Genomic DNA, 24,534 nt, shown 5'->3' with positions numbered 1-24,534 from the left:
TCAGCCACCGCGGGAAGCCCGGTCACCATCACGGCCGGAAGTGGTCGGCCCAGAACGCGCTCATCTCCCCCACCCGCCTCGGCACCAGGGAAGATGTGCGGCACTCGGCCGCGAGGTCATCGAGACGCCGGGCGATGCCGCGTCGGGCCACCTCTGGGCGGGGCACCGGTGCGGGGTGTTCTGTCAATTCGAACGAGGGTCCGGCAGTCCTACCGCGCCGCCCCGAGGGCAGCGTCACCAGTAGCTCAGCGAGGGGGCGCATCAGGCCCGTCATCATGTCGATCGCCGCGTTCATCAGGTCGGACCGCCGCAGGCTCCCGTCCGGACGTTCACCGAAGTGTTGCGCCATGAGCTGCAACGCCATGTAATACGCGCGATTGAACAGTGCCATAACCGTTCGGGCATCCGGGTCAGTGACCGTCTCCATGGCCCGTTCACCACGCCGAAGGGTCGGATTCCGCAGCACGGGGTAGGCCGGGTGCCACAGATCGCCCCCCGGGGTGACCGTGCCACGGAGGAGTTCGCCGATTCGCAGGAATGAGGTGTAGTGCGACTCCTCGTCAGGGCCGGCGGTGAGCACTCCACCCTCGCCCTGCTCGGTGATGATATCGATGGCGAACAGCGCACTCGACAGGTTGTCGACCTCAAGCTGGTAGTCGGGGTAGCGGCGGTTGACCGATTCCCGCAGGAAGAGATGATGTTCCCCGCCACCCCGACCCTGGTCGACCAGAAAGAGGTCGGGTATGTCCTGTAGACCCTCCCGGATGGCGGAATAGAGGTCACTCAGCGAGGCGTAGGTGTGGCCACCCTCCTGGGCCGCCGCGCCATCAGCTCGTAGCACGTCGGGTACCTGATTCTCGGGCCGTTCGATCAAGGTGAAGCGCTCGACACTACCGATTCCGAGGCCTTCGAGGGAAAAATCCAGCGGTACGGGAAGCTCGCTGTTGATCGTGGCGAAGTCGATCCGCGGCACGTGGAATGGCTCGCCCACCGCCAGGAGGATGTTGTTGACCAACAGGAAGTGGATCATTTCCTCGCGGGCGATGTTCAGCAGCATGTTACGGACACCCTCGTCCAGGGTTTCCCCACCGTCGCCGCAGGCCAGCAGTAACTGCTCGGATGTCCACACACCTCGCCGTACGTACTCCCGCCCAACACCGTAGGTGGGCACGGAATAGGCTGCGTAGAGGTACTGGAGCATGACGGCTAATTCGACCGCCGCCGCCTCACGCAGCACGTGCACAAGTTGATCACGGCTGGCTATCCGGTGGCTACGGCGACTCGTCGCCGGTGCGGTCAGGAGGACCGTATCCGGCACCTGCTGCGCGCGTAGATATTTCAGCAGGAGCTGGGCCTTCGGCTCAGACAAATCCCGCGTTGGCGGCATGTAGTAGGTCTTCGCCTTGTTCCGGGGGTCGCACATCTGCCAGATCAGCTTGGCGTACGTCTCCACCTTGCACTGGTCCGCCAGGCTGAAGACCTCTGCTTTCATGAAGGAGAACAGGTGCTCGTAGAAGGCGAAGACCTCCCGGTAGACCAGCTCGAACGTCACGTCCTTCTGCTCGAGGCCGGCCAGCCGCCAGTCGTCGGGTAGGACACGTATCGACAGGTAGCCGGCCCCGGGCCAATAGCCGAGGGTGTCGTCGTGGTCGTAGGCCAGCGACGCGGAGCCGGGAGCGTCCACATCGCAGGGCAGGTCGTCGGCGTCGGTGGAGAGCAGCACCAAGGCCGTACCGGCCGTCGCGCCCCGCATCGTGAACCACCCATACCCCTCCTGGTCAGTACCGAGAACGCAGGCGCTCGACCAGCTCCCGGGCTGGTTGCCCCGTCCCGAACGCAGCCGGACCACGTCGATGTCGGAACAGCGGGCCTTGGGGGAACAGGCTGCCGGACTACCGGGCAGAGCCCGGGGGTTGAAAAACTGCCGCACCCAGATCTCGTGGACGGCGCTCGGCCGGCCCCGTACGAAGGCCCGCACGGGAACTTCGATGTCGTGGTTCGCGTCCTCGGCGTCTCGTGGGTGCTCAAGGATGCGGGCCGACTCGTCGACCTGGACGTTGACCTCTCGTTCCCGCAGCTGTCGCCGCGCGGCGCCCGGTTCCCTGGTGACCAGGCTCAAGGGCTCCTCGGCCACGGCCTCGGCGGATGTCTCGACAGGCACGGTCACCAGGCCACAGGCGAGGAGGTACTCCTGGCCGAGATACGCCTCCCGGGGCAGGCGGGCTACCAGCCGATCACTGTCGGCGGTACGCAACTCGAGATCCCCGAGATCTACCGGTCCATTCCTGTCAACGGGCACCGCCGTGATCATGTTGAGGACGGCGTGGGTGTCGGTCAGCTCGACTGACAGGTTGTGCAGCCGGCCGTTGGTGCGGCACGGACCCCGGCTGTCCGGGACGAGCAGGCGGCCCGCCGGGTAGCTGCGCAGTTCGTGCGGGTACCAGGGGGCTATCGTCCCGGACAGCTGCCACCGGCTCGGCTGGTCGGGCGTGGTCGGGACGGACATGTGGCTGAGCGAGAACTGCACCACCAGGCCGCTCGCATCGGTGTCTCTGAGTAGCCGCACGGCCGGGAAGGCTGCTGCCGCGTCGAGCCAGGTCAGTTCGTCCTTCGTGACGACGAACTGGTGCACGACGGACCGACGCAGCTCCTTGGCCTGCCAGTGGTCGTCGATGTCGATAAGGTGATCCGCGTTGTGCCACCTCGGCGGCACGAAGCCGTGGACGGATCCGGTGGCGAGGTAGCCGCGGTCATGGGATCGCCCGTCGCGCCCGAAGCCAAACTGCCCCACCATCAGCGTCGTGGTCCGGTCAGAGGCCGGGTCAACATCGAAAACACGGGCCCGGTTGACCGTCGTGCCAAGGTATTCGTTGTAGTGCCCCCACATGTCAACGGTGCGCCCGACCACCGGGTCCGCAGTATTGATCTCGCTGGTGCGAACCTCGACGCTGACGATCCGCGCGTCCACCGAAAAGTGTCCGTTGCCGGCGAAGTCCCTACCCTTGGCCGCACTGAAGGGTCCGTCGGCGCAGGGGCGGCCGGTGCGGTCAAAGCGTGGCCCCACCTGGTCGAGATAGTCGTGGTATGCGTGCGCCGGACGCGCTACGGCAAACGCCCGACCGTCCTCGGTGAGCGCGGTGTTCGTGGCAAGGTCCACCAGGCCGCTCCGTGGACCGGTGGGCAGGTGTGTCGTCGCCGCTCCCCGAAAGTGCAGCCGGGGCAGATCGAAAACACTCATGCCGATTTTCCCCACTGGCTCGACCTGGTGGTGGCGAACTCACGGTCGGCGCGGAGCTCGTGCCATTCGATCTCGTGGGCGGCATCGATGGCCGACTCGATCGCACCCTCGATCCAGGCGGGCTTCGACGAACAGTGTTCACCTGCGAAGAAGAGGCGTTTCTGCGGCCGCGCCGCCTCTCGTCGCTCCGCCTCGCGGAGCGCGGTCTCCTGCCCCCATCGTACGGTGGCTGCCCCGAGTGACCATCGGTGCCGGCCCCAGGCCCGACTTGCCACGTTGAGGATCATGCCGGGTTCACGCAGCTCAGGATGCATGTCACTCAGTTCCCTGATGATCAGCGCGTTACGTTCCGCCTCGCTCAGGCGACCGAGTGCGTCGGCGTCAGGCCCGATGCTGTAGCTGGCGAGCAGCACGGCCCCGAGTGCCGGATCACCATCAGCAGGCGGATAGTAGGTCTGCCGTACGTGCCGACCGGTGAAGGAGGCACCACCGCTGATTCCGTCCTTCTTCCAAAACGCTTCGCGGCAGTGGAGGGCGACTTTCGTGGCCGGCCAATACTTCGTCTGATGGACAATGTCGAGTTTCTCGTCGTCGAATCCGACCAGCCGAACTCCCCGGAGCACCGTAAACGGAATGGTGCAGACCACATAGTCACAGCTCGTCGTGACGATCTTCGCACCCTGCCGAACATGGAGCACCACCGTGTCGTCGTGGACCTCGATCTTCACCACCTCGTGGCCCGTCGAGATCGGTCCACGGATCTGGGCCGCGAGCCGCTGGGGCAACATGTCCATTCCCGACCGCAGCCGGATGATGCTGGAGCCGGTCTCGTCGAGTACGTCGTCGAGGAAGCGTTCGAGATGCGGCGGGCAGAGGGAGCGGACCATCGGATGGTCAGCGTAGAAGGAGTGCAGATCAATTCGGTTTCCCGAGCTACCACACCGGTACGGCGTCAGGTCGATGTCATCGATGAGGTCGAGTAGTTCCACACCGATCTCGTTCTGCAGGCCGTCGTAGAACTGACGGGGCGCCACAGCCCGGATGGTGGCGTCGAGCCAGGCGCCAAAGAGCAGGGTGTCCTCCCGGTAGCGCCGGTTCGGAAGCCCCGCAACAAACTCTTTAACCAGCGTTTCGTGCGCCTCGCCGACGCGGACGTAGCCCGTCGCGGTTGGCAGATAGGCAGCGTCGTCAGAGAAGAGCGTCTGAAACCGGTGAACCTGATCCTGCAGACCGAGCTCGGCGATGTAGTGCCTGGTCAGCCTGTGCCCTGCGGGGATCCGCATCGCCCCTAGTTCGGCGAAAGGACCGGGTCGGCCACCGACGGTGAACCGGTGTGTGTCGATTCGGCCGCCGACGCGGCGGCTCGCTTCGATAATATCGACCTTGTGGCCGAGGCGCTCAAGTTCATAGGCCGTCACCAGCCCGGCGATTCCTGCGCCTATTACGGTGACCCGCTTCTGCCCATTAATGGCGAGTCCCGGCCCGCCGCTGTTTCGCAAGGCTGCCATCACAGGTGTCCTCCCAACACGATGCGCACAGCACAGGAATGTGCTCGAAGGGCGATGACGAAATCGACCTGTCGACAATCATTCCACCAGGGCACCGTCCGCACATCACGTGATGGGCACGACCACAAGTGGGTTTGCCCGGCGAACCGGTGCGTCCCACACCGCCGCAGCGTGCTGCCATCCTACGTGGACGCGTGGGATTCACCCCGAGGTGATGCTCACGACCCGGCATTCGGTGACACTGGCGAACGGTGAAGCGAGGCCCGACGGAGGCGATGTTGATGCGAGTATTGATCGCTACCACGCCGGCACCCGGACATGTCGTCAGCATGGTGGATGTCGCGAGTGAGCTGACTCGACGTGGACATGAGGTGCGGTGGTACACCGGCCGCGCCTTCCAGAACCAGGTCGAGCAGGCAGGGGCGCGATTCGAGCCCATGAGTGACGCACTCGACTTCGGCGGCAGGAGTCGAGAGGAGGCGTTTCCACACCACGCTGGCCTGACCGGACTCGCCAGCTTCAAGATCGGCGTACGCGACATCTTCTACCACACCGCACCCGGCCAGCTCACCGATCTGCTCCGCGTACTCGAACGCTTTCCCGCCGACTGTATCCTCGCCGACGACATGTGCTATGGCGCATGCTTCGCAAGCGAACGGACCGGTCTGCCGTTGGCCTGGCTGAGCAACTCGATCTACATCCTGGGCAGTCGGGACACCGCACCACTCGGGTTGGGGCTGCCACCGAACTCCTCCCCCCTCGGACGAGCCCGGAACGCCCTGCTGCGGTTCGTCGGCGATCACCTGTCCATGCGGGACCTACGCGGGGAGGCCGATCGGGTACGAGACTCGGTGAATCTGCCACGGTTGGGGACCCGAGCCATGGAGAACATCGCACGTCCCCCACACCTGTATCTGGTGACGACCGTGCCGTCCTTTGAGTTCTCCCGCACCGACCTCCTACCAGGAACGCACTTCATCGGCGGCCTCTTCGGGGTGCCCCCGGAGAGGTTCGACCCGCCCGTCTGGTGGCACGAGCTGGATGCCGGCAAGCCGGTGGTGCTCATCACCCAGGGCACCACCGCCAACGATGTCGACCGGTTGCTTGTTCCCGCAGTCCGGGCGCTGGCAGGTGAGGACTTCCTGGTGGTGGTGACCACGGGGAGCGATCTGGACGTCGAGCTGCTACAGCCGCTACCCGGCAACGTCCGGCTGGAGCGGTTCGTCTCCTACCACCACCTACTGCCACATGTGGACGTGATGCTGACAAACGGGGGCTACAACGGCGTCAACGCTGCCCTCGCCCACGGTGTGCCCCTGGTCGCCGCCCCGGCGACCGAGGAGAATCCCGACGTCGCGGCCCGGATCACATGGTCCGGAGCGGGTGTCGTTGTTCCCCGCCGTGCGGTGTCCGAAGACGCCTTGCGTAATGCCGTGGTCACCGTACTGCACGACGGGCGCTACCGGCAGCGGGCACGCGCGCTGTCCCGCGAACACCAACGCTACGACGCACCGCAACGAGCGGCTGAGCTGATCGAGGACATGGCTGAATCACAGGGTCGAGTCCCTACCGGAGGTCCCACACCATGAGTGCTACCACGAACGCCGAATTACACGAAGCTCCCGAGACGGCCATGCCGGTCGACCCAGGGCTGTTTGACTGCATGCCGGATTTGATCGCGGCCGCCCGGATAGCACCGGTGGTGCGCATTCCCTACCTCGGGCGGCATGCCTGGGTCGTCTGCGACCGCGAGCTGGTCAAGCAGGCTCTCACCCATCCCAAGATGGGGAAGGACATCACCCTTGTCCCAGAGTGGATGCGTCAGCCGGGACTGATGGTGACAGCCCAGCCGCCGCCAGAGTACGCGCGGGCGATGATCATGAGCGACGGTGAGAACCACGCGCGGATCCGGCGGATCCACGCCCCGGTACTCAGCCCTCGTAACACCGAGCGATGGGGCGAGCAGGTAGCCGACAAGGTCGAGGGATTCCTTGACGAACTCAGCCAAGCGGCTGCTGGAAGCAGCGCCGAGGTCGACGTGGTTACCAACTACACCCACAAGATCCCGCTGGCGTTCATCTCCGAGATGCTCGGTCTCCCCCCAGTGGCAGAGCACCGGCTGCGCAGCATCACCGACATCATGCTCTACTCCTCTGACTACGCCGCCCGCCGGGAGGCGATCGGAGGTCTGTTCGGGGCCGTCGAGGAGTGGGTACGCAACCCGGCTGGGCTACGCGACGGGGTGATAACCGGGCTGCTGGCCGGCTCCGACGGACCAGGTGCCGCCGTCACCGAGGGTGAGGTTATCGTCTGGACCCTGGGAATGATCATTACTGGCTACGAAACCACGGGGAGCCTGATCTCCACTTCGCTGTACGAGGCCCTACGCCGGCCACCGCACGAGCGACCGCGAACTGATGAGGACATCACCGCGTGGATCGAGGAGACCCTGCGGGTGCACCCCCCATTCCCGCACCCGACCTGGCGCTTTCCCCTGGAGGATATTGAACTTGGCGGCTACCTCATTCCCAAGGGCGCCCCAGTGCAGGTCAGCATCGCGGCGGCAAACCGGCAACCGGGCGAGGGTGCCGACAGCTTCGACGCGGAGCGACGGGGGCACGGGCATCTGTCCTTCGGCCTCGGCATGCACTACTGCATCGGCGCCCCGCTGGTCCGGCTCGAGGCGAAAATCGCAGTGCGCGGGTTCCTACGACGGTTCCCACAGGCCCGGCTCAGCGCCGACACCGCCGTCCAATGGGAGTCAGAGTGGATGATCCGTCGAATGAGCTTCCTGCCCGCTGTGCTCTCCTGAGTTTGGTGCACACGAACACGCCGCGTTGACACAGATCCGTAAGCCCGACAGAACGAGTTGGCCCTGCGGTTGGTGCCGCGACGTGGTCACGGTGGGCAGGGCGGCCTGTTCAGGCCGGTGCTGGCGGAGTTCGGTGCGGCTGGCTTCGGGGAGGTCGCGCAGCGGCGGCGAGTCGTGCCGGTTGGCGGTGGCACCGGGGGACGGTCGTTGATGCGACCGTCCCCCGATCTGCGCACCCAGTCCCCACCGCACTCAGGCGTACCCTGGGCCCGTCAGCACAACCGACCATCCACCGCCGAAACAGACCCTAGGCGATGATGCTGCGGGGCTGTGACATGCGGGACGCATCAGTTCGGATCAGTGCGGAGCGGGATCGGATACCGAGCTTCCGGTAAATCTGCCGCAGATGGAAACCAACGGTGTGCGGTGAGATGAACAAACGGTCGGCTGCCTGCTGGTTAGTAAGACCACCGGCCACTAGTTCGGCTACTTTTCGTTCGGTCTCGGTGAAACTTTCCCAGCCGGACTCTGGACGCTTCGCATGCTTCCAGTGCCGACGCCACACGCCGAGTCCGCGTAGCTGGGCGCGTACGCGGGCGGCCTCTCGCTCCGCACCGAACCGGGCGTAGGCGTTCATGGCGCGGTCGAGTTCGACGACGGCAGACTCATGGTTCTCCTGAAAGAGAAAGAGCCGGGCACGATCCTCGGCCGTTGCGGCCTGGGCCCAGGGGTTTCGGTGTAGTCGACCGGCCTCGGCGAGGGCGTCGGTATCCGCCTCAGCGAGCCCTCGGGCGTGTGTGGCCGCGGCGAGGAGCGCGGGGGTGTCTGGATTGAGCTTGCTGAGGTGATCGATCGTGTCGACGACTGCTCCTGCGGTATGGGGCTGGTCTGCCGTCAGTGCGCAACGTACCCACCAGGCGGCGACTGCCGGATCCTCCAGAATGATCTCCTGAGCTGTGATGGGCTGTGCCCCAGTCTCGGTCAACACTTCCAGTGCCGCTGCGGGACCGTCGTTCACCTCGGCCAGTTGCGCCTGCAGGAGGAGATACTCGGCCTGCCACGGGCTGGAGGAATGCTGTGGACCCTCCCCTTCCAGCGCCTTGAGATGGGTTGCGGCCAGGGCTGGACTTCCACGACGTAGGGCTACGTGGGCCAGGACCAGCAACGCCTGCGGTGCGAATATCGGCATGTACGCGCCGTCCTGCCGCAAGGCGACTCGGGCAACTCTTTCGGCTTCGTCCAGCTGTCCCTGGGCGAGGTGAAGGGGGGCGCGAAGCGCGGCCTGCACCGCGGTGGCCGGGGTGTTCGCCGTCGAAGCGGCCGTTCGGGCGAATCCTCGAACGACCTCCTCCGCCTCGCCATACTCATCGATCCGGATAAGCGCGAAGGCGAGGAACCAGCACGGGTCGAGGACCTGGACGGTGTCGCCGACATAGTCAAGCGCCACAGCCTCCCGCAGGATCCCCACCGCTTCCACCACATGACCATCTCGCCACTGATCCAGGGCGCGGACCGTCATGGCGCTGACCCTGACCGCCAGGTCCCGTCGGTTGGGTCTGCTGAGGATCATGCGTGCCTGCTCGACCGCCGTACCGTCACCGATCAGATAGGAAGCGGCGAGATGGGTGACGGTCGCTTCGGCTCGCGGAAGTCCCCCCGTCTGCCGGGCCAACACGTCGTCGGTGGCTCGGCGGGCGGCCGGCACGTCGCCTCGCAGCAGCAATGCGGTCGACATCGATGCCTGCAGGGCAGCGATGTCGCGGGCCGGCGGCACCGACGCGGGCGCCCTACTCACGGCCAGGTCAATCTCGTCCCTGGCCAGGGTGACCGCCTCGTCCAACCGCCCCGACTTGGTGAGCGCCTTCGCCGCCGTGTTGGCCAGGCGCACGCGCTGGTCTTGTCCCGGATTCAGCAGGTCCATCCCACGAATCGCCAGGGAGGCTGCGGTTGTGGGATCGGTGGCGACGAGACGTCGAGCTCCTTCCACGATGATCTCGATATCCCTGACGTTGCCGGGTTGCGCTATGTGCGCCAGTTGCAGGGCGGCACGTTCGGCCCCGTCCGGGCGCTGCAGCAGCACTTCCGCTGCCTGCCGATGCAACAACACGCGTACCGGCGGCGGCACCGAGTCAAGGAGCACCCGCCAGATGGAGTCAGTGCGAAAGGCAAGCTTCTGCCCACAACTGACCAGCATCCTGCGTTCCACGGCCTCGTGCACCGTCGTCAGGAGACCAGCCGGTGATTCGTCGAGCATGGCCGACAGCTCCTCCGGTGCGAACGGAGACCCGAGTACGGCCGCCAGCCGAAGGGAATTGACAGTCGGCTCGGAGAGCTGCTGGAGATTCTCTTCGATCATGGCGGACAGCCGCTTCGGCACTGGCGCGGGCACCTGAACAGCGTGGACCTCGCGGGGACCGCTCAACGCACCTGGAGTCAGCCCCAAGGTGCCCTCAACCGTACAGATGACGCCGTCCTCCATGAGCCCACGGATCAGTTCGATTACCGCGGAGGGCGTGTCGTTGAGGCTTTCCACCAGGGCGAGCAGCGTGGGGTCGGGGACGGATCCGGTGTGGTCGGCGACCAGTTGCTCCAGTGCTCTGGTCGAGAGCGGACTCAACCCTCGGATCAGCTCCACCGCCACTCTGCCCCGTAGTCTGCTCAAACACATCAACGCCTGGCCGGAAGGGACGGAGCTGGCCAACGAGGTGAAGGTCAGTAGCCAAAGGGTCGGTCGGCCCTTGAGCGCCAGGATCTGATCACACAGCGCCGTTAGCGAGGCAGGGTCAGCCAGGTGCAGGTCGTCGAGGGTAACCACCGTGGGAACGTCCTTCGCGACCTGCCCCAGTCGCGTTGCGGTCGCCTCGACCAGGGAGGTCACCCGGGTACCGTAACGACGGTCCGGGTCGCTGCCAGCCACCTGGAAGTGCGTAGCGGCGGGAAGTCGCACCACGTCAGGTGCCGCTTCAGGACCAGGCATGGCACCACTGACGACGGTGAAACCCATGCCGTCGGCGAGCTCGACCGCCTCGGCCAACAACCGGGTCTTGCCGCCGCCGGGCGCTGCCTGCACGATAAGCACCCGGCACCGCCCGCCGGTCACCACCCGGCGCAGATCGGTACTGATCTGCTCCAGGTGCTCCTCCCAGCCACGCACCTTCCGCGACGGGTGGGCGTGAAATCGCACCGACGGCATTGACTTACCCAAGAGATCCTCCCCACGGCTCGCGCAGTCTCCTCGCCTGACGACGCCAATACTGGCGTCAGTCACCGAGTACCCGACCTACTCACCTGCGCGTAGATGACAAACCAGTCCCCCGTACGCGGCCAGCGGCCGCTGCTGCAAGGCGACGTTTCGCACGACTCGGCACGCCAACGGCGGCCGGGTCGCGCTGCTCTCGGAAAGGGTGGCGCCCGGAGCCGGGCTGACACCCGGGCACTGTGTTGGATAGTTGTTCGATCAAAATTTGTGGACATCATGCCGATCATGGGGATACGCACCTAATACCAGAACCGACTGGGGATGACAAGTACCTCAAATCTCGAATGGGGCATTGAAGAGTGATTCTTCCCCACCAACGGCATAGCCGCCACCACCCCACGGGAACTATTGGAGCCAATACCCGACAGGATCAACCCAAGATCCACTGTATTTCTCACTGGCTGTAACTACACCCTCCGCCACGCTCCCGCCAGGCCAGGGATCTGGCCACGACAGGCGGTAGTACGCACTTGCACAGGGTTGCGCAGCGCGAGCACCTAAACAAAGGCGGTGCAGTGTGATTAACGGCATTCCCATTGACCCTCGTCACAACGTTACTGAGCGCCGCCACCGCGGGTTCGATGCGACCCCGCTTCCTTCAGCCCGCTATCAAGGCAATAATCCGATTTACACCAGAAGTTTTGGGGCGACAACAGCACGTGGCCTACCCGTCCGGCACGGCGTGACTCGGCGCGAGTCAACCACACCATAGGGCTGAACACGCCCGAATAGACAGCAACACCGAGCCCCGGGCATGGCCAAAATAAGTGACCACAGCCAAGTCACCTCCCTGGAAACGCCACTATTCCAGCCGCCGAAGCGTTGGAATCTAATAGCAACGGCAACCTCAGTCCACGTATCGGCCCATTACTTCCGCAGCAGGGGACCGGACTGGGCCCCGGAGACCGAACATCGAGGACGGGCATCGGCCTGTTGCCAGGCGAGGAGCTCGGCGGAAAACGTGGACGATTTGGCCTCAGTCGGCCGGTAGGGCCCGGCCTCGGGCAGGGAGCTGCCCTCTGCCCGCGGAGCTTTCGACCTTCCCCAGCTCGTGGATTGAGCTGCTCTCCCGGGCGCCCCGGCTGGCACCCACCGTGATTTCGCCCCAGCCCCAGCAAGGGTATCGATGGTTATCAAAAAATGGACCACTTGACCAGGACCTGGTCGGACGGGCCAGGTGTCACTTGGCGTTAAAGTAACTCGCCTCCGGGTGGTGCACGACAATTGCATCGGTAGCCTGTTCCGGAACGAGCTGGAACTCCTCCGACAGCTGCACGCCGATCCGTTCCGCCCCCAGCAGGTCCACGAGCTTCGCCCGATCCTCCAGGTCAGGGCAGGCCGGGTAGCCGAAGGCATACCGGCAGCCCCGGTAGTCGTTGCGCAGCAGCCCGGCCAGGTCAGCCGGGTCGGCGGTGGCTACCGTACGGTCGTCGGACAGCCTCAGCTCGGCCCGGACCCGCTGGTGCCAGTACTCGGCGAGGGCCTCGGTGAGCTGCACCGACAGCCCGTGGACCTCCAGATAGTCGCGGTACTCGTTCCGGGCGAACAGCTTCGCCGTATATTCACTGATCGGTTGACCAACCGTGACCAGCTGTAGCGCCACCACGTCAAGCTCACCGCCGCGAGGACGGAAGAAGTCGGCCAAGCAGAGCCGTCGCTCCTGGCGCTGCCGGGGGAAGGTGAACCGGGCCCGCTCAGCATGCCCGTTCTCATCGAGCACCACCAGGTCGTTGCCGTCGGAGTAGGCCGGGAAGTAGCCGTACACCACAGCCGCCTCAAGCACCTGGTCGGCGATGAGCCGGTCCAGCCAGTAGCGCAGCCGCGGCCGCCCCTCGGTCTCCACCAACTCCTCGTAGGTGGGGCCCTTGCCGCCACGGGTGCCGCGCAGTCCCCACTGCCCGAGGAAGGTCGCCCGTTCGTCGAGCAGGGCCGCGTAGTCGGCGAGGGGCAGCCCCTTGACCACCCGGGTGCCGAAGAACGGTGGGGTGGGCACCTCCACATCGGTGGCCACGTCGGAGCGGACGGAGGCATCGTTCAGCTCCGGCAACGACTCGCTGACGATCGCCCGCTGCCGCTCCCGCCGCTCCCGCCGCGCGGCCAGCGCCGCCTCCCGTTCCGGGTCCACCACCTGTGCGCCACCGCGCTTGGCGGCCATCACCCGGTCCATCAGGGAGAGCCCTTCGAAGGCATCCCGGGCGTAGTGCACCTGGCCGGGGAACATCGATCGCAGGTCGTCCTCGACATACGCGCGGGTCAGCGCCGCGCCCCCCAGCAGGACCGGCCAGCGCTCCGCAACGCCCCGCGTGGCCATCTCGACCAGATTCTCCTTCATGATGACGGTGCTCTTCACCAACAGCCCCGACATGCCGATCGCGTCCGCGCGGTTTTGCTCGGCGGCGTCGAGGATGGCGTTGATCGGCTGCTTGATCCCGATGTTCACCACCTCATAGCCGTTGTTCGACAGGATGATGTCGACCAGGTTCTTGCCGATGTCGTGGACGTCGCCCTTCACGGTGGCGAGCACGATCCGTCCCTTACCACCGTCGTCTGCCTTCTCCAGGTGCGGCTCCAGGTACGCCACCGCGGACTTCATCACCTCGGCGGACTGGAGTACGAACGGCAGCTGCATCTGGCCGGAACCGAACAGCTCGCCGACCACCTTCATCCCATCCAGCAGAATGTCGTTGATAACCGCCATCGCCGCCAACCCGCTGGCGAGGGCCGCATCCAGATCGGCCTCGAGACCGTTGCGCTCGCCGTCAATGATCCGGCGCTTGAGCCGCTCCCTAAGCGGCAGCGCGGCCAGTTCCTCAGCTCGACTGGCCCGCGCCGAGGCGGCGTCAACCCCCTCGAAGGCTTCGATGAAGCGCTGGACCGGGTCGTACCCTTCGCGGCGTCGGTCGTAGATCAGATCGAGTGCGATCTCCCGCTGCTCGTCGGGAATCTTCGACATCGGCAGGATCTTGCTGGCATGCACGATCGCCGAGGTCAGCCCGGCCTGGACGCACTCGTGCAGAAACACCGAGTTGAGCACCTGCCGGGCCGCCGGGTTGAGGCCGAACGAGACGTTGGAGATACCGAGGGTGAAGTTGACCCCCGGGTAACGAGCAGCAATTTCTCGGATCGCCTCGATGGTCTCGATCCCGTCCCGCCGGGTCTCCTCCTGCCCGGTGGCGATCGGGAAGGTCAGGGCGTCAATCAGGATGTCCGCACGGGCCATCCCCCAACGGCCGGTCAGATCGTCGATCAGCCGGGTGGCCACCCGTACCTTCCAGTCCTTGGTACGCGCCTGCCCCTCCTCGTCGATGAGCAGCGCCACCACCGCCGCGCCGTGTTCCGTGACCACGGGCATCAGGCGGGCATATCGGGAGTCGGGGCCGTCGCCGTCCTCGAAGTTGACCGAGTTGACCACGCATCGGCCACCGAGCGTCTCCAGCCCCGCCTCGATCACACCCGGCTCGGTCGAGTCCAACATGATCGGCAACGTGGAGGCGGTGGCGAACCGGCTGGCCAGCTCACGCATGTCCTGGGTGCCGTCGCGGCCCACGTAGTCCACGCAGAGGTCCAACAGGTGCGAACCGTCCCGCGCCTGGCCACGGGCGATCTCCACGCAGCCCTGCCAATCCTCGGCGAGCATGGCCTCACGGAACGCCTTGGATCCGTTGGCGTTGGTCCGTTCCCCCACCATCAGCACGCTCGCGTCCTGCGCGAAGGGGACATGGTGGTAGATCGACGAGGCACCGGACTCGGGCCGTGGCTCGCGCAGCAGCGGTCGCCGGCCACGCATCCGTTCGGCCAGCACCCGGATGTGCTCCGGCGTGCTTCCGCAGCATCCGCCGACCAGCGCCACACCGTAGTCGGTGACGAACTGCTCCAGGGCATCGCCCATCTCATCCGGGGTCAGCGGGAAGTACGCGCCGTCGGAGGTGAGGACCGGCAGGCCGGCGTTCGGCATCACCGACACCGGAATCTGGGAGTGCTGCGACAGGTAGCGCAGGTGCTCGCCCATCTCCGCCGGGCCGGTAGAGCAGTTCAGCCCGATCAGGTCGATGCCGAGTGGCTCGATCGCGGTGAGCGCAGCGCCGATCTCGCTGCCCAGCAACATCGTGCCGGTGGTCTCCACCGCCATGTGGCAGATGATCGGGACCGATCGGCCCAGCTCGACCATCGCCCGCTTCGACCCGATCACCGCCGCCTTCACCTGAAGCAGGTCCTGGCAGGTCTCGATGATCAACGCATCCGACCCGCCGGCGATCAGGCCGACGGCGTTCTCCTGGTACGCGTCCCGCAGCGCGGCGTACGTGGCGTGCCCAAGGGTGGGCAGCTTCGTGCCCGGCCCGATCGAGCCCAGGACGAAGCGCGGCTGCTCCGGTGTCGCGTACGCGTCGGCGGCGGTGCGGGCCAGCCGGGCGCCGGCCTCGGACAGCTCCCGGATGCGCCCCTCAATGCCATACTCGGCCAGGTTCGCCAGGTTCGCGCCGAAAGTATTGGTTTCAATGCAGTCTGCGCCCACGGCCAGGTACGCCTCGTGCACGCCACGAACAGCGTCCGCCCGGGTCACGTTGAGGATTTCGTTGCAGCCCTCCAGCCCATCGAAGTCGTCGAGAGTCAGGTCTGCCGCATGCAACATGGTCCCCATCGCCCCGTCAGCGACGAGGATCCGGTCGGTCAGCGCGTCAAGCACAGAGATCACCACAGCTTCAGGTTACTGCGACAATACGGGGTGTGGTCTATCCCCGACCTCCGGTCCCACATGGTGTAACTAGCACATGTCGCCCTTTTACCGCCAGAATAGCCGTTTTGTCGATTGGTAGATCGGCGCGGCCGACGGTCCGGTTCCCGCCCCTGGCACGTAGGCTGACGGACGTGAGGGACTACAGCGACGCCACGATGCATGGCGGCCAGCCAATCGGGCTTTCGCCCGGCACCGCCCCGACGGGCGGGACGAGGTGACCGCGTGACCGAGTTCGACGGACTGCCGGTTCTGCGGTCCCCCGTGGCCATCGCCGCCTTCGAAGGCTGGAACGACGCCGCCGACGCCTCGACGGCCGCCGTCGAGCACCTGGAACAGGTGTGGCAGGCCCGGCCGGTGACCGAGCTGGATCCGGAAGACTTCTACGATTTCCAGGTCAGCCGCCCCACGATCGCGATGTCGGCCGGCGAGACCCGACGGGTGGAGTGGCCCACCACCCGGTTCATGGCCGCCAGCCCGGCCGGTACCGAGCGGGATGTCGTGCTGATCCGTGGTATCGAGCCGAGCATGCGCTGGCGCACCTTCTGCGAGCAGGTGCTGGAGATCTGCCACAGCCTGGAGGTCGAACGGGTGGTGCTGCTCGGCGCGCTCTTGGCCGACGTGCCGTACACCCGACCGCTACCGATCAGCGGGAGCGCCTCCGACAAGGGCGCGGCGCAGCGCTTCCAGCTCACCCCCACCCGCTACGACGGGCCCACCGGCATAGTCGGGGTCCTGCACGATGCCTGCTCGCGGGCCGAGGTGGACGCGGTCTCGTTCTGGGTGCATGTGCCGCACTACGCCAACAACCCACCCTGCCCCAAGGCGACCCTGGCCCTGCTCCACCGGGTTGAGGAGGTGCTGGACCTGCCGGTGCCGATGGCCGACCTCGCCGAGGAGGCCGCCGAGTGGGAGCAGCGGGTCCGGGGCGCCGCAGAGCAGGACGCCGAGCTTGGTGAGTACGTCCGCGAGTTGGAGGAGCGGGTCGGTGACGCCGGCATCACCCCGCTGACCGGGGACGAGATCGCACAGGAGTTTGAGAAGTACCTGCGTCGGCGCGGCGGCTCCGCCGGACCTACCGCCGGCTCCTGGTAACCCGGAGCACGCTGATCCTCATGGCCCGCCACCGGTGACGGTGGCGGGCCACCCCGGCTTTCTGTCCGCGACGACGTGACGCATCACCGCACCCCCTGCTCGTAGGCCTGTGCCGTCCTTCGGTGGCGGTGAGTCGGGTGTGGACACGACACACCCGCTACGGCATCCTAGGAACCTAGTGATGATCGAGGAGGCGGGCATGCAGATCAACCCGGGTGCGGCCGAGTTCCCGCACCGCCAGATCGCCGCGCAGATCAAGGCACAGGTGCGCCGCGGTGACTGGGGCCCCGGCGAGCGGCTACCCTCCATCCCGGCCATCGCCGAGATGTTCGGCGTCGCCAAGCAGACCGTGCAGCGCGCCGTGGACCAGCTACGGGTCGAGGGCATCCTGATCACCAAGCCCGGATCCGGCACATACGTCCGCGGTACCCGACGCCGTCTCCACCGGCTCTCCCGGGGTCGGTACGGCGGTTTCCGTGGTTACCACACCGACCTCGCCGCCCGGTACCGGCAACAGCTCGTCTCCGTCGGGCCCGCCCCCGCACCGCCTGAGGTCGCCGACGCGTTCGGCGTATCCGACGGCACCGAACTGCTCTGTCGCCGGCACCTGGTCCGTACCGAGGACTCCCCGGTAGAGCTGGGCGCCGCCTGGTTCCTACCGACCGACACCGCCGGCACCGCACTGGAACGGGCCGAGGCGTTCGGCCGCCCCCTCTACCAGGAGGCCGAGGAAGCCACCGGCCGGCGATACGTCACCGCGACCGACACGATCAGTGCTCGGCAGCCCAGTCGGGACGAGGCGGAGACACTCCAGATCCGACCCGACACCCCGGTGCTCCACCTGCTGCACGTCGCCTACGACGAGCGCCGTAAGCCCATTGAGGTCGCCCAGGCCACCTGGCCCGGCCCGGTCACCACCCTGACCGAGGCGTACCGGATCCCCGCCCCGGCGACCGATCCGGGTCCGGATCCGGGGCTCGTCCTCGGCTGATCGGGCTCCGACCAGCCCAGCCCGCCCTCTCCCGGTACCCGATCGCGGCCGCCCAGGCGGCGAGCCGCCGAAGCGGCGAAGGGCTACCCGGCGGCCCGAACGCCGACCCGGCCGATCGGACCGCCCAGCCGCTCACAACCGGACGCCGAGCAGGGCGTCCAGGGACCGGGTGAAGAGTGCGGGGGCCGCCGGGTCGTCGCCGGTACCGAGGAGCGCCGCCTCCGCCCAGGAGTCCGCCAACGCAAGCGCCCCCGGGGCGTCGAGGTCATCGGCGAGACGCGTGCGAAGCGTAGCCAGAAGCGCCTCCGCGGACGGCCCGCAGGGAAGCGCGGCGGCCCTGCGCCATCGGCCCAACCGCTCCTGCGCGGTCGCCAACAGCTCGTCGTTCCAGGAGCGGTCGCTGCGGTAGTGCCCGCTCATCAGGGCCAGCCGGACCGCCATCGGGTCCACCTGGTCGGCTCGCAACCGGGAGACGAAGACCAGGTTGCCGCGGGACTTGGACATCTTCTCCCCGTCCAGGCCGATCATGCCGGCATGCACGTAGTGCCCGGCGAACGGGGCCTGCCCGGTCAGCAACTCGGCGTGCGCGGCCGAACACTCATGATGGGGGAAGATCAGATCATTGCCGCCACCCTGCACATCGATCTGCTCCCCGAGCAGATTCAGCGCGATCACGGCGCACTCGATATGCCAGCCGGGGCGGCCCGGACCCAGGTCACCGCCGGGCCACGACGGCTCGTCCGAGCGGGCACCACGCCACAACAGTGGATCAAGCGGGTCGCGTTTACCCGCGCGATCCGGGTCACCACCGCGCTCGGGAAAGATCTCCAGCATCTGCTCCCGGCTCAGGTGTGACTCATACCCGAACCGGGGCGCGGCCGAGATGTCGAAGTAGACATCGCCGGTGCCGTCCTCCAGCCGGTAGGCAGCACCCTCCTTCATCAGGGTCAGGACCCGCTCGGCGATGTCTGGAATCGACTCCACCGCACCGACGTAGTGCTCCGGCGGGATGATCCGCAGCGCCTCCATGTCCTCCCGGAACAGGGCGGTCTCCCGCATCGCCAGGACCTTCCAGTCCTCGCCGTCCCGGGCGGCCCGCTCCAGCAGGGGATCATCGATGTCCGTGACGTTCTGCACGTACGTCACGTCCAGTCCCGCATCCCGCCACACGCGCTGGATCAGGTCGAAGGTGATCATCGTGGCGGCGTGCCCGAGATGGGTGGCGTCATACGGGGTGATGCCGCAGACGTACATTGTGCCGGTGCCGGCCAGCGGGCTGGCGGTGGTGCCTCGCCGGGCCGAGTCAAACAACATCAGCGGCCCGCCCCGGCCCGGTAGCCGTGGCACCTCGTGTTCCGCCCAAGAGTCCATGACCGCCAGCCTAACCAGCCGGCAGTGGACTCCGGGGCACCCGAGAGGTGACTAAGGTGACAGCCGCTCACATGGGTGGCCACGGAATCGCCGGCCACTGCGGCGACGGCAGCGGGAAGCGACCGGCGGCCCGCAGCCGCCCGATCCGGGCCGCAACCTCGGCGATCTCACCGCGGGTGAGGTACTGGGCGAGTTCCTCGCCCAGATCTCCGGTGACCGCGTCGGCGAGCGCCGCGAGCACCTCCACCACCTCCGCCGGCAGCTTGCGGCCCGCCCAGCCCCACAGGACCGTACGCAGCTTCTCCTCCACGTGGAAGCTGACCCCGTGGTCCACGCCGTAGATTCGGCCGTCCGGGCCGACCAGAACATGTCCGCCCTTACGGTCGGCGTTGTTGATGACCACATCGAGCACCGCCAGCCGAGCCAACCGCGGGTCGTCGGCGTGCGCCAAGGCATATGGGGTGCCCTCGTCGTCCCGTGCTGCCGCGACCGCGAACCACTGAGACGGCAGCGCGTCGGCGGGAACAAACCCGACCAGCGGCTCCAACCCGTCCGGCCCGTCGATCCACAGCTGGCAGGAGCCGGGGCCGAGTGGCCCGTCGCGCAGCACCGTCGGCGGCACCAGGTCCCAGCCCGTGGCGGCGGACACGAGATATGCAGCGACCTCACGCCCGGCGAGATTGCCGTCTGGGAAATCCCACAGGGGCCGCTCACCCCGGACCGGCTTGTAGACACAATGCGCGGTCATCCCGTCCAGGGTCAACGCCGCGCGCAACGTCGTGTTCGAGGCGTCAACCAGCCGCCCCTCCAGATCCAGCGCGCCCTCCCGGAGCAGCCGAAGCGACGGATCATCGTCCTGGCGGGGCCACTCCCGGTCCCAGCTGCGGCGCAGGCCGGATGAGGTCACCGGTGGTAGCCGTTGTGGCGTGGGCAGAGGTGACCGACGGGGTCGAGGGGTTGGCCGCAGAGCGGACACGGCGGCCGGCCCGCGTTCACCACCCGCCGGGCCCGTCCGATGAACTCGCGCGTCGCCTCCGGGGTCAACCGCACCCGCAGCCGGTCCAGGTCGTCGTCGGACTCATCCAACTCGACCTCAGCCGCAGCCTCGGGCCCAACCTCGGCCTCGGCCTCGGTCTCGCCGACCGCGATCGCCTCGATCACGACCGTCTCGGTATCCACGTCAAAGGCCAGCCCCAGGGTGCCGACCCGGAACTCCTCATCAACGGGTGTGTCCAGCGGGTCGTTGTCACCACCGACCGGGCCGGTCTCCGGCAGCTTCACCCCAAACCGCCGTTGCGCCTCGGAGAGCAACTCCTCCAGCTTCTCCGCCAGCAGTGAGACCTGCACCTTCTCCAGCGCGACGCTGACCAGCCGGCCACCGCCGCGCGCCTGGAGGAAGAACGTGCGATCCCCCGGCGGCCCGACGGTTCCGGCGACGAACCGCTCCGGCGGCTCGAAGGCGTGCACCTGGTGGGTCATACCTCGACCCTATCCGGCGCACCCGCACAGCGCGCACCCCACCGACCGGAATCGGCGCGGCGCATCCGCGCCACGGCGACCCGCGGCCCCGCCGTGGCCACCCGGGCCGCGTCGCCCCTCGCCAGCGCCGACGCGGGTCCGCGGCGGTCAGGCCCCGGCCCCGGCGCCGCCACCGATCGCGGCGTCCGAGTCGGCGGTGCTCCCCCCACCTTGTTTCGGCGGGGGTGCCACCAGCGCCGTCAGATCGCCGCCGGTGTCGTTGAGCCGCACCAGAAACGGACGCAGCGGGGTGTAGCGGATCGCGGTGACCGAGGCCGGATCCACGACGAGACGCTGGAAGAGGTCCAGGTGCAGGCCGAGTGCGTCCGCCACGATCGCCTTGATCACGTCGCCGTGTGTACAGGCCAACCAGACCGCGTCCGGCCCGTGCTCCGCACTCACCCGAGCGTCCCAGGAACGCACCGCGGCCACCGCCCGGGCCGCCATGCTCGCCATCGCCTCCCCACCCGGAAAGACCGCCGCGCTGGGATGCTGCTGCACGACCGGCCAGAGCGGGTCCTTCGCGAGCTGCTTCAGCGGCTGCCCCTCCCAGCTGCCGTAACCGCACTCGGTCAGCCTCTCCTCCACCACCGGCACGGCCTCGGGCAACGCCCGGTCCAGGGTCTGCCGACAACGGACCAACGGGCTGGTCACCACAGTCGCGCAGGTGAGCAGCCGGAGCCGCTCGCCGACCGCGGCGGCCTGGGTACGGCCGGTCTCATCCAGCTCAACCGGCTGCCGACCGGCCAGCCCGCCGGCCGCGTTCGCGGTCGTCCGGCCGTGTCGCAGGAGCAGTAGGGTCGCCACGGTGACCACCCTAGGGCCTACCCCACCCCTGGCCCGCCGACGCGCTCCGGGCGGTGCGCGGGCGCGTCGGCGCGAGGGTCAGGTGGCGCTGATCGTCCCGGTCAGCAACAGGGCGAGCACCAGCGTTCCCAACGCCACCCGGTACAGGACAAAGATGTAGAGGGTGTGGTGCGCCACGTAGCGCAACAGCCAGGCGATGGCCGCATAACCCACGGCGAAGGCGACCGCCGTGGCCACGATCATCTGTGCCCCGCTCGGCACCGAGGTGCCCGGGGCGGCCGGCGCGAAGACATCCTCGAGACTGAGCACGCCCGACATCACCACCGCGGGAATGGCCAGCAGGAACGAGTAGCGGGCCGCGGTCTCCCGGGTCAGGTTGAGCAGCAGGCCGGCGGTGAGCGTCCCCCCCGAACGGGACACGCCGGGAATCAGCGCCATCGCCTGCGCGAAACCCATCACCACACCGTCGCGCATCCGGAAGTTCTCCAGCGTACGCGTCTGCCGGCCCCAGTACTCGGCGAATGCCAGCACGAAGGCGAACAGGATCAGGGTGCTGGCAACCAGCCACAGGTTTCGCGCGGTCTCCCGGATCTGGTCCTTGAACAAGAGGCCGAAGACACCGATGGGAATCGAGCCGACGATGACGTACCAGCCCATCCGGTAGTCGAGGCTGCTGCGCACCGACCGGTCCCAGATTCCGACGACCCAGGTACGGGTGATTCGCCAGATGTCCTTGGCGAAGTAGAGAAGCACCGCCGCCTCGGTGCCGAGCTGGGTGACGGCGGTGAACGACGCCCCGGCGTCCCGCTCGAAGAAGATCGCTGAGGTGATCCGCAGATGGCCCGACGAGCTGATCGGCAGGAATTCGGTCAGGCCCTGCACGATGCCCAGGACAATGGCCTCGACCCAGGTCACTCCCCGACTCCCGCGAGATCCAGCGCCTCGGCGACGGTCCGTAGGGTCTGCACGCCGCTGTCCCGATCGGCCACGAAGAGGGTCACCGACAGGGTGGTGACGCCGGCGGCGGCGAACTCCCGCATCCGCTCGGCGATGCGCTCCTTCGGACCGAGCAGCGAGGTGCGGTCGATCAACTCCAGTGGCACCGCGGCGGCCGCGTCGCGGTGCCGCTTGGCCAGGTACAGATCCTGCACCTCGCGCGCAGCGTCGCCGTATCCCATCCGGGTGGCGAGCTGGTTGTAGAAGTTCTGTTGCCGGCTGCCCATGCCACCGAGGTAGAGCGCGGCGTACCAGCGGACCAGTTCGGCGCAGCTGGCGACATCGTCACCGATCACCACCGGCACCGAGGGAACCATATCGAACCCAGACAGCTCCTTACCGGCGCGGGCCCGACCAACGCGGATCGCAGCGAGCTGCTCGGCGGCGAACTCTGGCGCGTAGAAGACGGCGAGCCAGCCGTCGGCGATCTCTCCCGCGAGTTCCAGGTTCTTCGGACCGACGGCAGCCAGGTACGTCGGGATGTACTCCCGGGGCGGGTGGAAGCCCAGGCGCAGCGCCTTGCCCGGGCCGTCGGGCAGCGGCAGGGTGTAGAAGTCGCCGTTGTAGATGACCTCCTTGCGGGCCACCGCCAGCCGAACGACGTCGACGAACTCACGGGTCCGGGCGAGCGGCCGGCCGAACCGTACGCCGTGCCAGCCCTCAGAGACCTGCGGACCTGAAACTCCCAGGCCGAGCCGGAACCGGCCACCAGAGAGGGCGTCGATGGTCGCGGCGGTCATCGCGGTCATCGCCGGCGTACGGCCGGGAATCTGCATCACCGCGCTACCCAGCTCGATCCGTGTGGTCTGGCCGGCCATCCAGGCGAGCATGCTCGGCGAGTCGGAGCCGTAGGCCTCCGCCGCCCACACCACCGTGTAGCCGAGCCGGTCCGCCTCCTGAGCCAGAGCCAGATGGTCGGCAGGGGTACTCCACGCCGTCTGGTAACCGAGGCTGAGCCCGAGTCGCACTAGTCCTCCCCCATTCACACCACAGGTCGCATCAGGTTACGCAATACCGTGGCCCCCCTCGATCACCGGCTCACGTAAACAGCGTGGGCCGCGACGTACCTCGAGGAGCGCGGCGACGAACGGGGCGGCAGACTGGGCGGTAGCGAGGATATCGGTGCGACCCCTGATGGAAATAAGATTCAGCCATGCAACAGCGACCGCTCGGCCGAAGCGGGCTGGCGGTTTCGCGGCTCGCGCTCGGCACCATGACCTGGGGCCGAGACACCGACGCCGACGACGCGGCGGCCCAGCTGAAAGGTTATCTCGACGCTGGCGGCAACCTGGTCGACACCGCCGATGTCTACGGTGACGGTGACGCCGAGTCGGTCATCGGCTCACTGCTGGGCACCCTGGTCCCCCGCGAGGAGTTGCTGATCGCGACCAAGGCGGGGCTACGCCCGGGCAACGGCCGGCGCCGCGACGGCTCCCGTGGGCACCTACTCCGGACCCTGGACGCGTCACTGCGGCGGCTCGGCACCGACCATGTCGACCTGTTCCAGGTGCACGGGTATGACCCGGACACTCCGTTGGAGGAGACCCTCGCGGCGCTGGACCACGCGGTCGCCAGCGGGCGGGTCCGGTATGTGGGCGTCGCCAACTTCTCCGGCTGGCAGACCGCGCGTGCGGCGGCCTGGCAGGCGGCCTGGCCCGGCCGGTCCCCGGTGGTCGCCGCCCAGGTGGAGTACTCGCTACTGGAACGCGGCATCGAGCGGGAGGTGTTACCGGCCTGCGCGGCCCTCGGGCTGGGGGTGTTGCCCTGGTCGCCGCTGGGACGGGGAGTCTTGACCGGCAAGTACCGAAACGGCCGACCAGCGGACTCTCGGGCGGCCTCACCGCACTTCGAGCGGTTCGTCGCGACCTACCTGGAACCGCGCTGCTCCAGCATCGTGGAGGCGGTTGCCACCGCCGCCGGCGGTCTCGGCGTCTCCCCGCTGGAGGTCGCGCTGGCCTGGATCCGCGACCGGCCCGGGGTCGTCGCGCCGATCCTCGGCGCGCGTACGGTGGGGCAGTTACTCGGCGCGCTCCAGGTCGAACAGATGACCCTGCCGGAAGAGATCAAAACTGCCCTCGACGACGTCTCCGCCGTCCCGGTCGGCTACCCGGAGCGCGACGGTTGACTCCGGGCCGCAGGCACCCCATCTGGCCTGGGATAACCGGGCCGGCCGGGGGTGCCTGCGGGGTGGCGCTGGGCTGGGCGGA

15 protein-coding genes are annotated in these 24,534 nt (G+C 67.6%); 5 read left to right on the top strand and 10 right to left on the bottom strand.

The annotated features are described in order from the left end of the window. Window positions 1-28: 28 nt before the first annotated feature. Together AC1UKG_RS14845 and AC1UKG_RS14840 are read right to left on the bottom strand one after the other, a co-directional pair. Window positions 29-3,238 carry a ferritin-like domain-containing protein gene (locus AC1UKG_RS14845; protein WP_018742591.1) on the bottom strand — a complete coding sequence of 1,070 codons (3,210 nt, stop codon included), beginning with the start codon at window positions 3,236-3,238 and terminating at the stop codon, window positions 29-31. Then, the gene (locus AC1UKG_RS14840; protein WP_026271163.1) at window positions 3,235-4,749 is read right to left on the bottom strand and encodes an NAD(P)/FAD-dependent oxidoreductase; all 1,515 of its coding nucleotides are present in this window, start codon (window positions 4,747-4,749) and stop codon (window positions 3,235-3,237) included. Before AC1UKG_RS14840 ends, AC1UKG_RS14845 begins: the two co-directional genes overlap by 4 nt. Before the next feature lie 278 nt (window positions 4,750-5,027). Between AC1UKG_RS14840 and AC1UKG_RS14835 the strand changes: the two genes are divergently transcribed. Further along, complete coding sequence (locus AC1UKG_RS14835) at window positions 5,028-6,335, top strand: glycosyltransferase (RefSeq protein WP_482642523.1); 1,308 nt, start codon at window positions 5,028-5,030, stop codon at window positions 6,333-6,335. Beyond that, complete coding sequence (locus AC1UKG_RS14830; RefSeq protein ID WP_026271161.1) at window positions 6,332-7,558, top strand: cytochrome P450; 1,227 nt, start codon at window positions 6,332-6,334, stop codon at window positions 7,556-7,558. The genes AC1UKG_RS14835 and AC1UKG_RS14830 overlap by 4 nt, the downstream gene beginning before the upstream one ends. Window positions 7,559-7,865: 307 nt before the next feature. On the opposite strand, the gene AC1UKG_RS14825 is transcribed toward AC1UKG_RS14830, so the two are convergent. After that, the gene (locus AC1UKG_RS14825; RefSeq protein ID WP_482642522.1) at window positions 7,866-10,751 is read right to left on the bottom strand and encodes a LuxR C-terminal-related transcriptional regulator; all 2,886 of its coding nucleotides are present in this window, start codon (window positions 10,749-10,751) and stop codon (window positions 7,866-7,868) included. A 1,246-nt stretch (window positions 10,752-11,997) separates the two neighbouring features. After that, window positions 11,998-15,513 (bottom strand): methionine synthase, encoded by a 3,516-nt coding sequence (gene metH / locus AC1UKG_RS14820; protein ID WP_018813491.1) that lies wholly within the window; start codon window positions 15,511-15,513, stop codon window positions 11,998-12,000. 261 nt (window positions 15,514-15,774) lie between these two features. Between metH and AC1UKG_RS14815 the strand changes: the two genes are divergently transcribed. Next, complete coding sequence (locus AC1UKG_RS14815) at window positions 15,775-16,644, top strand: PAC2 family protein (RefSeq protein WP_018252797.1); 870 nt, start codon at window positions 15,775-15,777, stop codon at window positions 16,642-16,644. Between the two features lie 199 nt (window positions 16,645-16,843). Next, window positions 16,844-17,635, top strand: coding sequence for a GntR family transcriptional regulator (locus AC1UKG_RS14810; RefSeq protein WP_026271160.1), 792 nt, complete (start codon window positions 16,844-16,846; stop codon window positions 17,633-17,635). Between the two features lie 132 nt (window positions 17,636-17,767). Here the strand turns inward: AC1UKG_RS14810 and mshC are convergent, their stop codons facing one another. The 6 genes from mshC to AC1UKG_RS14780 all read right to left on the bottom strand — a co-directional run bounded on the left by mshC (window position 17,768) and on the right by AC1UKG_RS14780 (window position 23,295). Next, a complete protein-coding gene (gene mshC / locus AC1UKG_RS14805) occupies window positions 17,768-19,006 on the bottom strand; it encodes a cysteine--1-D-myo-inosityl 2-amino-2-deoxy-alpha-D-glucopyranoside ligase (RefSeq protein WP_018742598.1) in 1,239 nt (412 codons plus the stop codon). Between the two features lie 67 nt (window positions 19,007-19,073). Then, window positions 19,074-19,913 carry an SCO1664 family protein gene (locus AC1UKG_RS14800; RefSeq protein WP_018742599.1) on the bottom strand — a complete coding sequence of 280 codons (840 nt, stop codon included), beginning with the start codon at window positions 19,911-19,913 and terminating at the stop codon, window positions 19,074-19,076. After that, complete coding sequence (locus AC1UKG_RS14795) at window positions 19,910-20,485, bottom strand: DUF3090 domain-containing protein (protein ID WP_482642521.1); 576 nt, start codon at window positions 20,483-20,485, stop codon at window positions 19,910-19,912. Before AC1UKG_RS14795 ends, AC1UKG_RS14800 begins: the two co-directional genes overlap by 4 nt. Window positions 20,486-20,632: 147 nt before the next feature. Then, window positions 20,633-21,340 carry a histidine phosphatase family protein gene (locus tag AC1UKG_RS14790; protein ID WP_018742601.1) on the bottom strand — a complete coding sequence of 236 codons (708 nt, stop codon included), beginning with the start codon at window positions 21,338-21,340 and terminating at the stop codon, window positions 20,633-20,635. A 69-nt stretch (window positions 21,341-21,409) separates the two neighbouring features. Beyond that, window positions 21,410-22,246 (bottom strand): undecaprenyl-diphosphate phosphatase, encoded by an 837-nt coding sequence (locus AC1UKG_RS14785; RefSeq protein WP_018742602.1) that lies wholly within the window; start codon window positions 22,244-22,246, stop codon window positions 21,410-21,412. Beyond that, window positions 22,243-23,295 carry an LLM class F420-dependent oxidoreductase gene (locus tag AC1UKG_RS14780; RefSeq protein WP_482642520.1) on the bottom strand — a complete coding sequence of 351 codons (1,053 nt, stop codon included), beginning with the start codon at window positions 23,293-23,295 and terminating at the stop codon, window positions 22,243-22,245. The genes AC1UKG_RS14785 and AC1UKG_RS14780 overlap by 4 nt, the downstream gene beginning before the upstream one ends. 185 nt (window positions 23,296-23,480) lie before the next feature. Between AC1UKG_RS14780 and AC1UKG_RS14775 the strand changes: the two genes are divergently transcribed. Continuing rightward, entirely contained in the window at window positions 23,481-24,452 is a 972-nt protein-coding gene (locus AC1UKG_RS14775) for an aldo/keto reductase (RefSeq protein WP_018742604.1), read from the top strand. The last annotated feature ends 82 nt before the right edge of the window (window positions 24,453-24,534 follow it).

This window comes from Salinispora sp. CH2A1_6 (genome assembly GCF_056820975.1).
This window is presented reverse-complemented; position numbering and strand designations above follow the sequence as displayed.

Excerpts from the sequence above, each read along its gene's own strand:
- AC1UKG_RS14835 (WP_482642523.1), top strand. The coding sequence starts at position 5,028 with ATGCGAGTATTGATCGCTACCACGCCGGCACCCGGACATGTCGTCAGC.
- AC1UKG_RS14775 (WP_018742604.1), top strand. The coding sequence starts at position 23,481 with ATGCAACAGCGACCGCTCGGCCGAAGCGGGCTGGCGGTTTCGCGGCTC.
- AC1UKG_RS14825 (WP_482642522.1), bottom strand. The coding sequence starts at position 10,751 with ATGCCGTCGGTGCGATTTCACGCCCACCCGTCGCGGAAGGTGCGTGGC.
- AC1UKG_RS14830 (WP_026271161.1), top strand. The coding sequence starts at position 6,332 with ATGAGTGCTACCACGAACGCCGAATTACACGAAGCTCCCGAGACGGCC.
- mshC (WP_018742598.1), bottom strand. The coding sequence starts at position 19,006 with ATGGACTCTTGGGCGGAACACGAGGTGCCACGGCTACCGGGCCGGGGC.
- AC1UKG_RS14810 (WP_026271160.1), top strand. The coding sequence starts at position 16,844 with ATGCAGATCAACCCGGGTGCGGCCGAGTTCCCGCACCGCCAGATCGCC.
- AC1UKG_RS14845 (WP_018742591.1), bottom strand. The coding sequence starts at position 3,238 with ATGAGTGTTTTCGATCTGCCCCGGCTGCACTTTCGGGGAGCGGCGACG.
- AC1UKG_RS14795 (WP_482642521.1), bottom strand. The coding sequence starts at position 20,485 with ATGACCCACCAGGTGCACGCCTTCGAGCCGCCGGAGCGGTTCGTCGCC.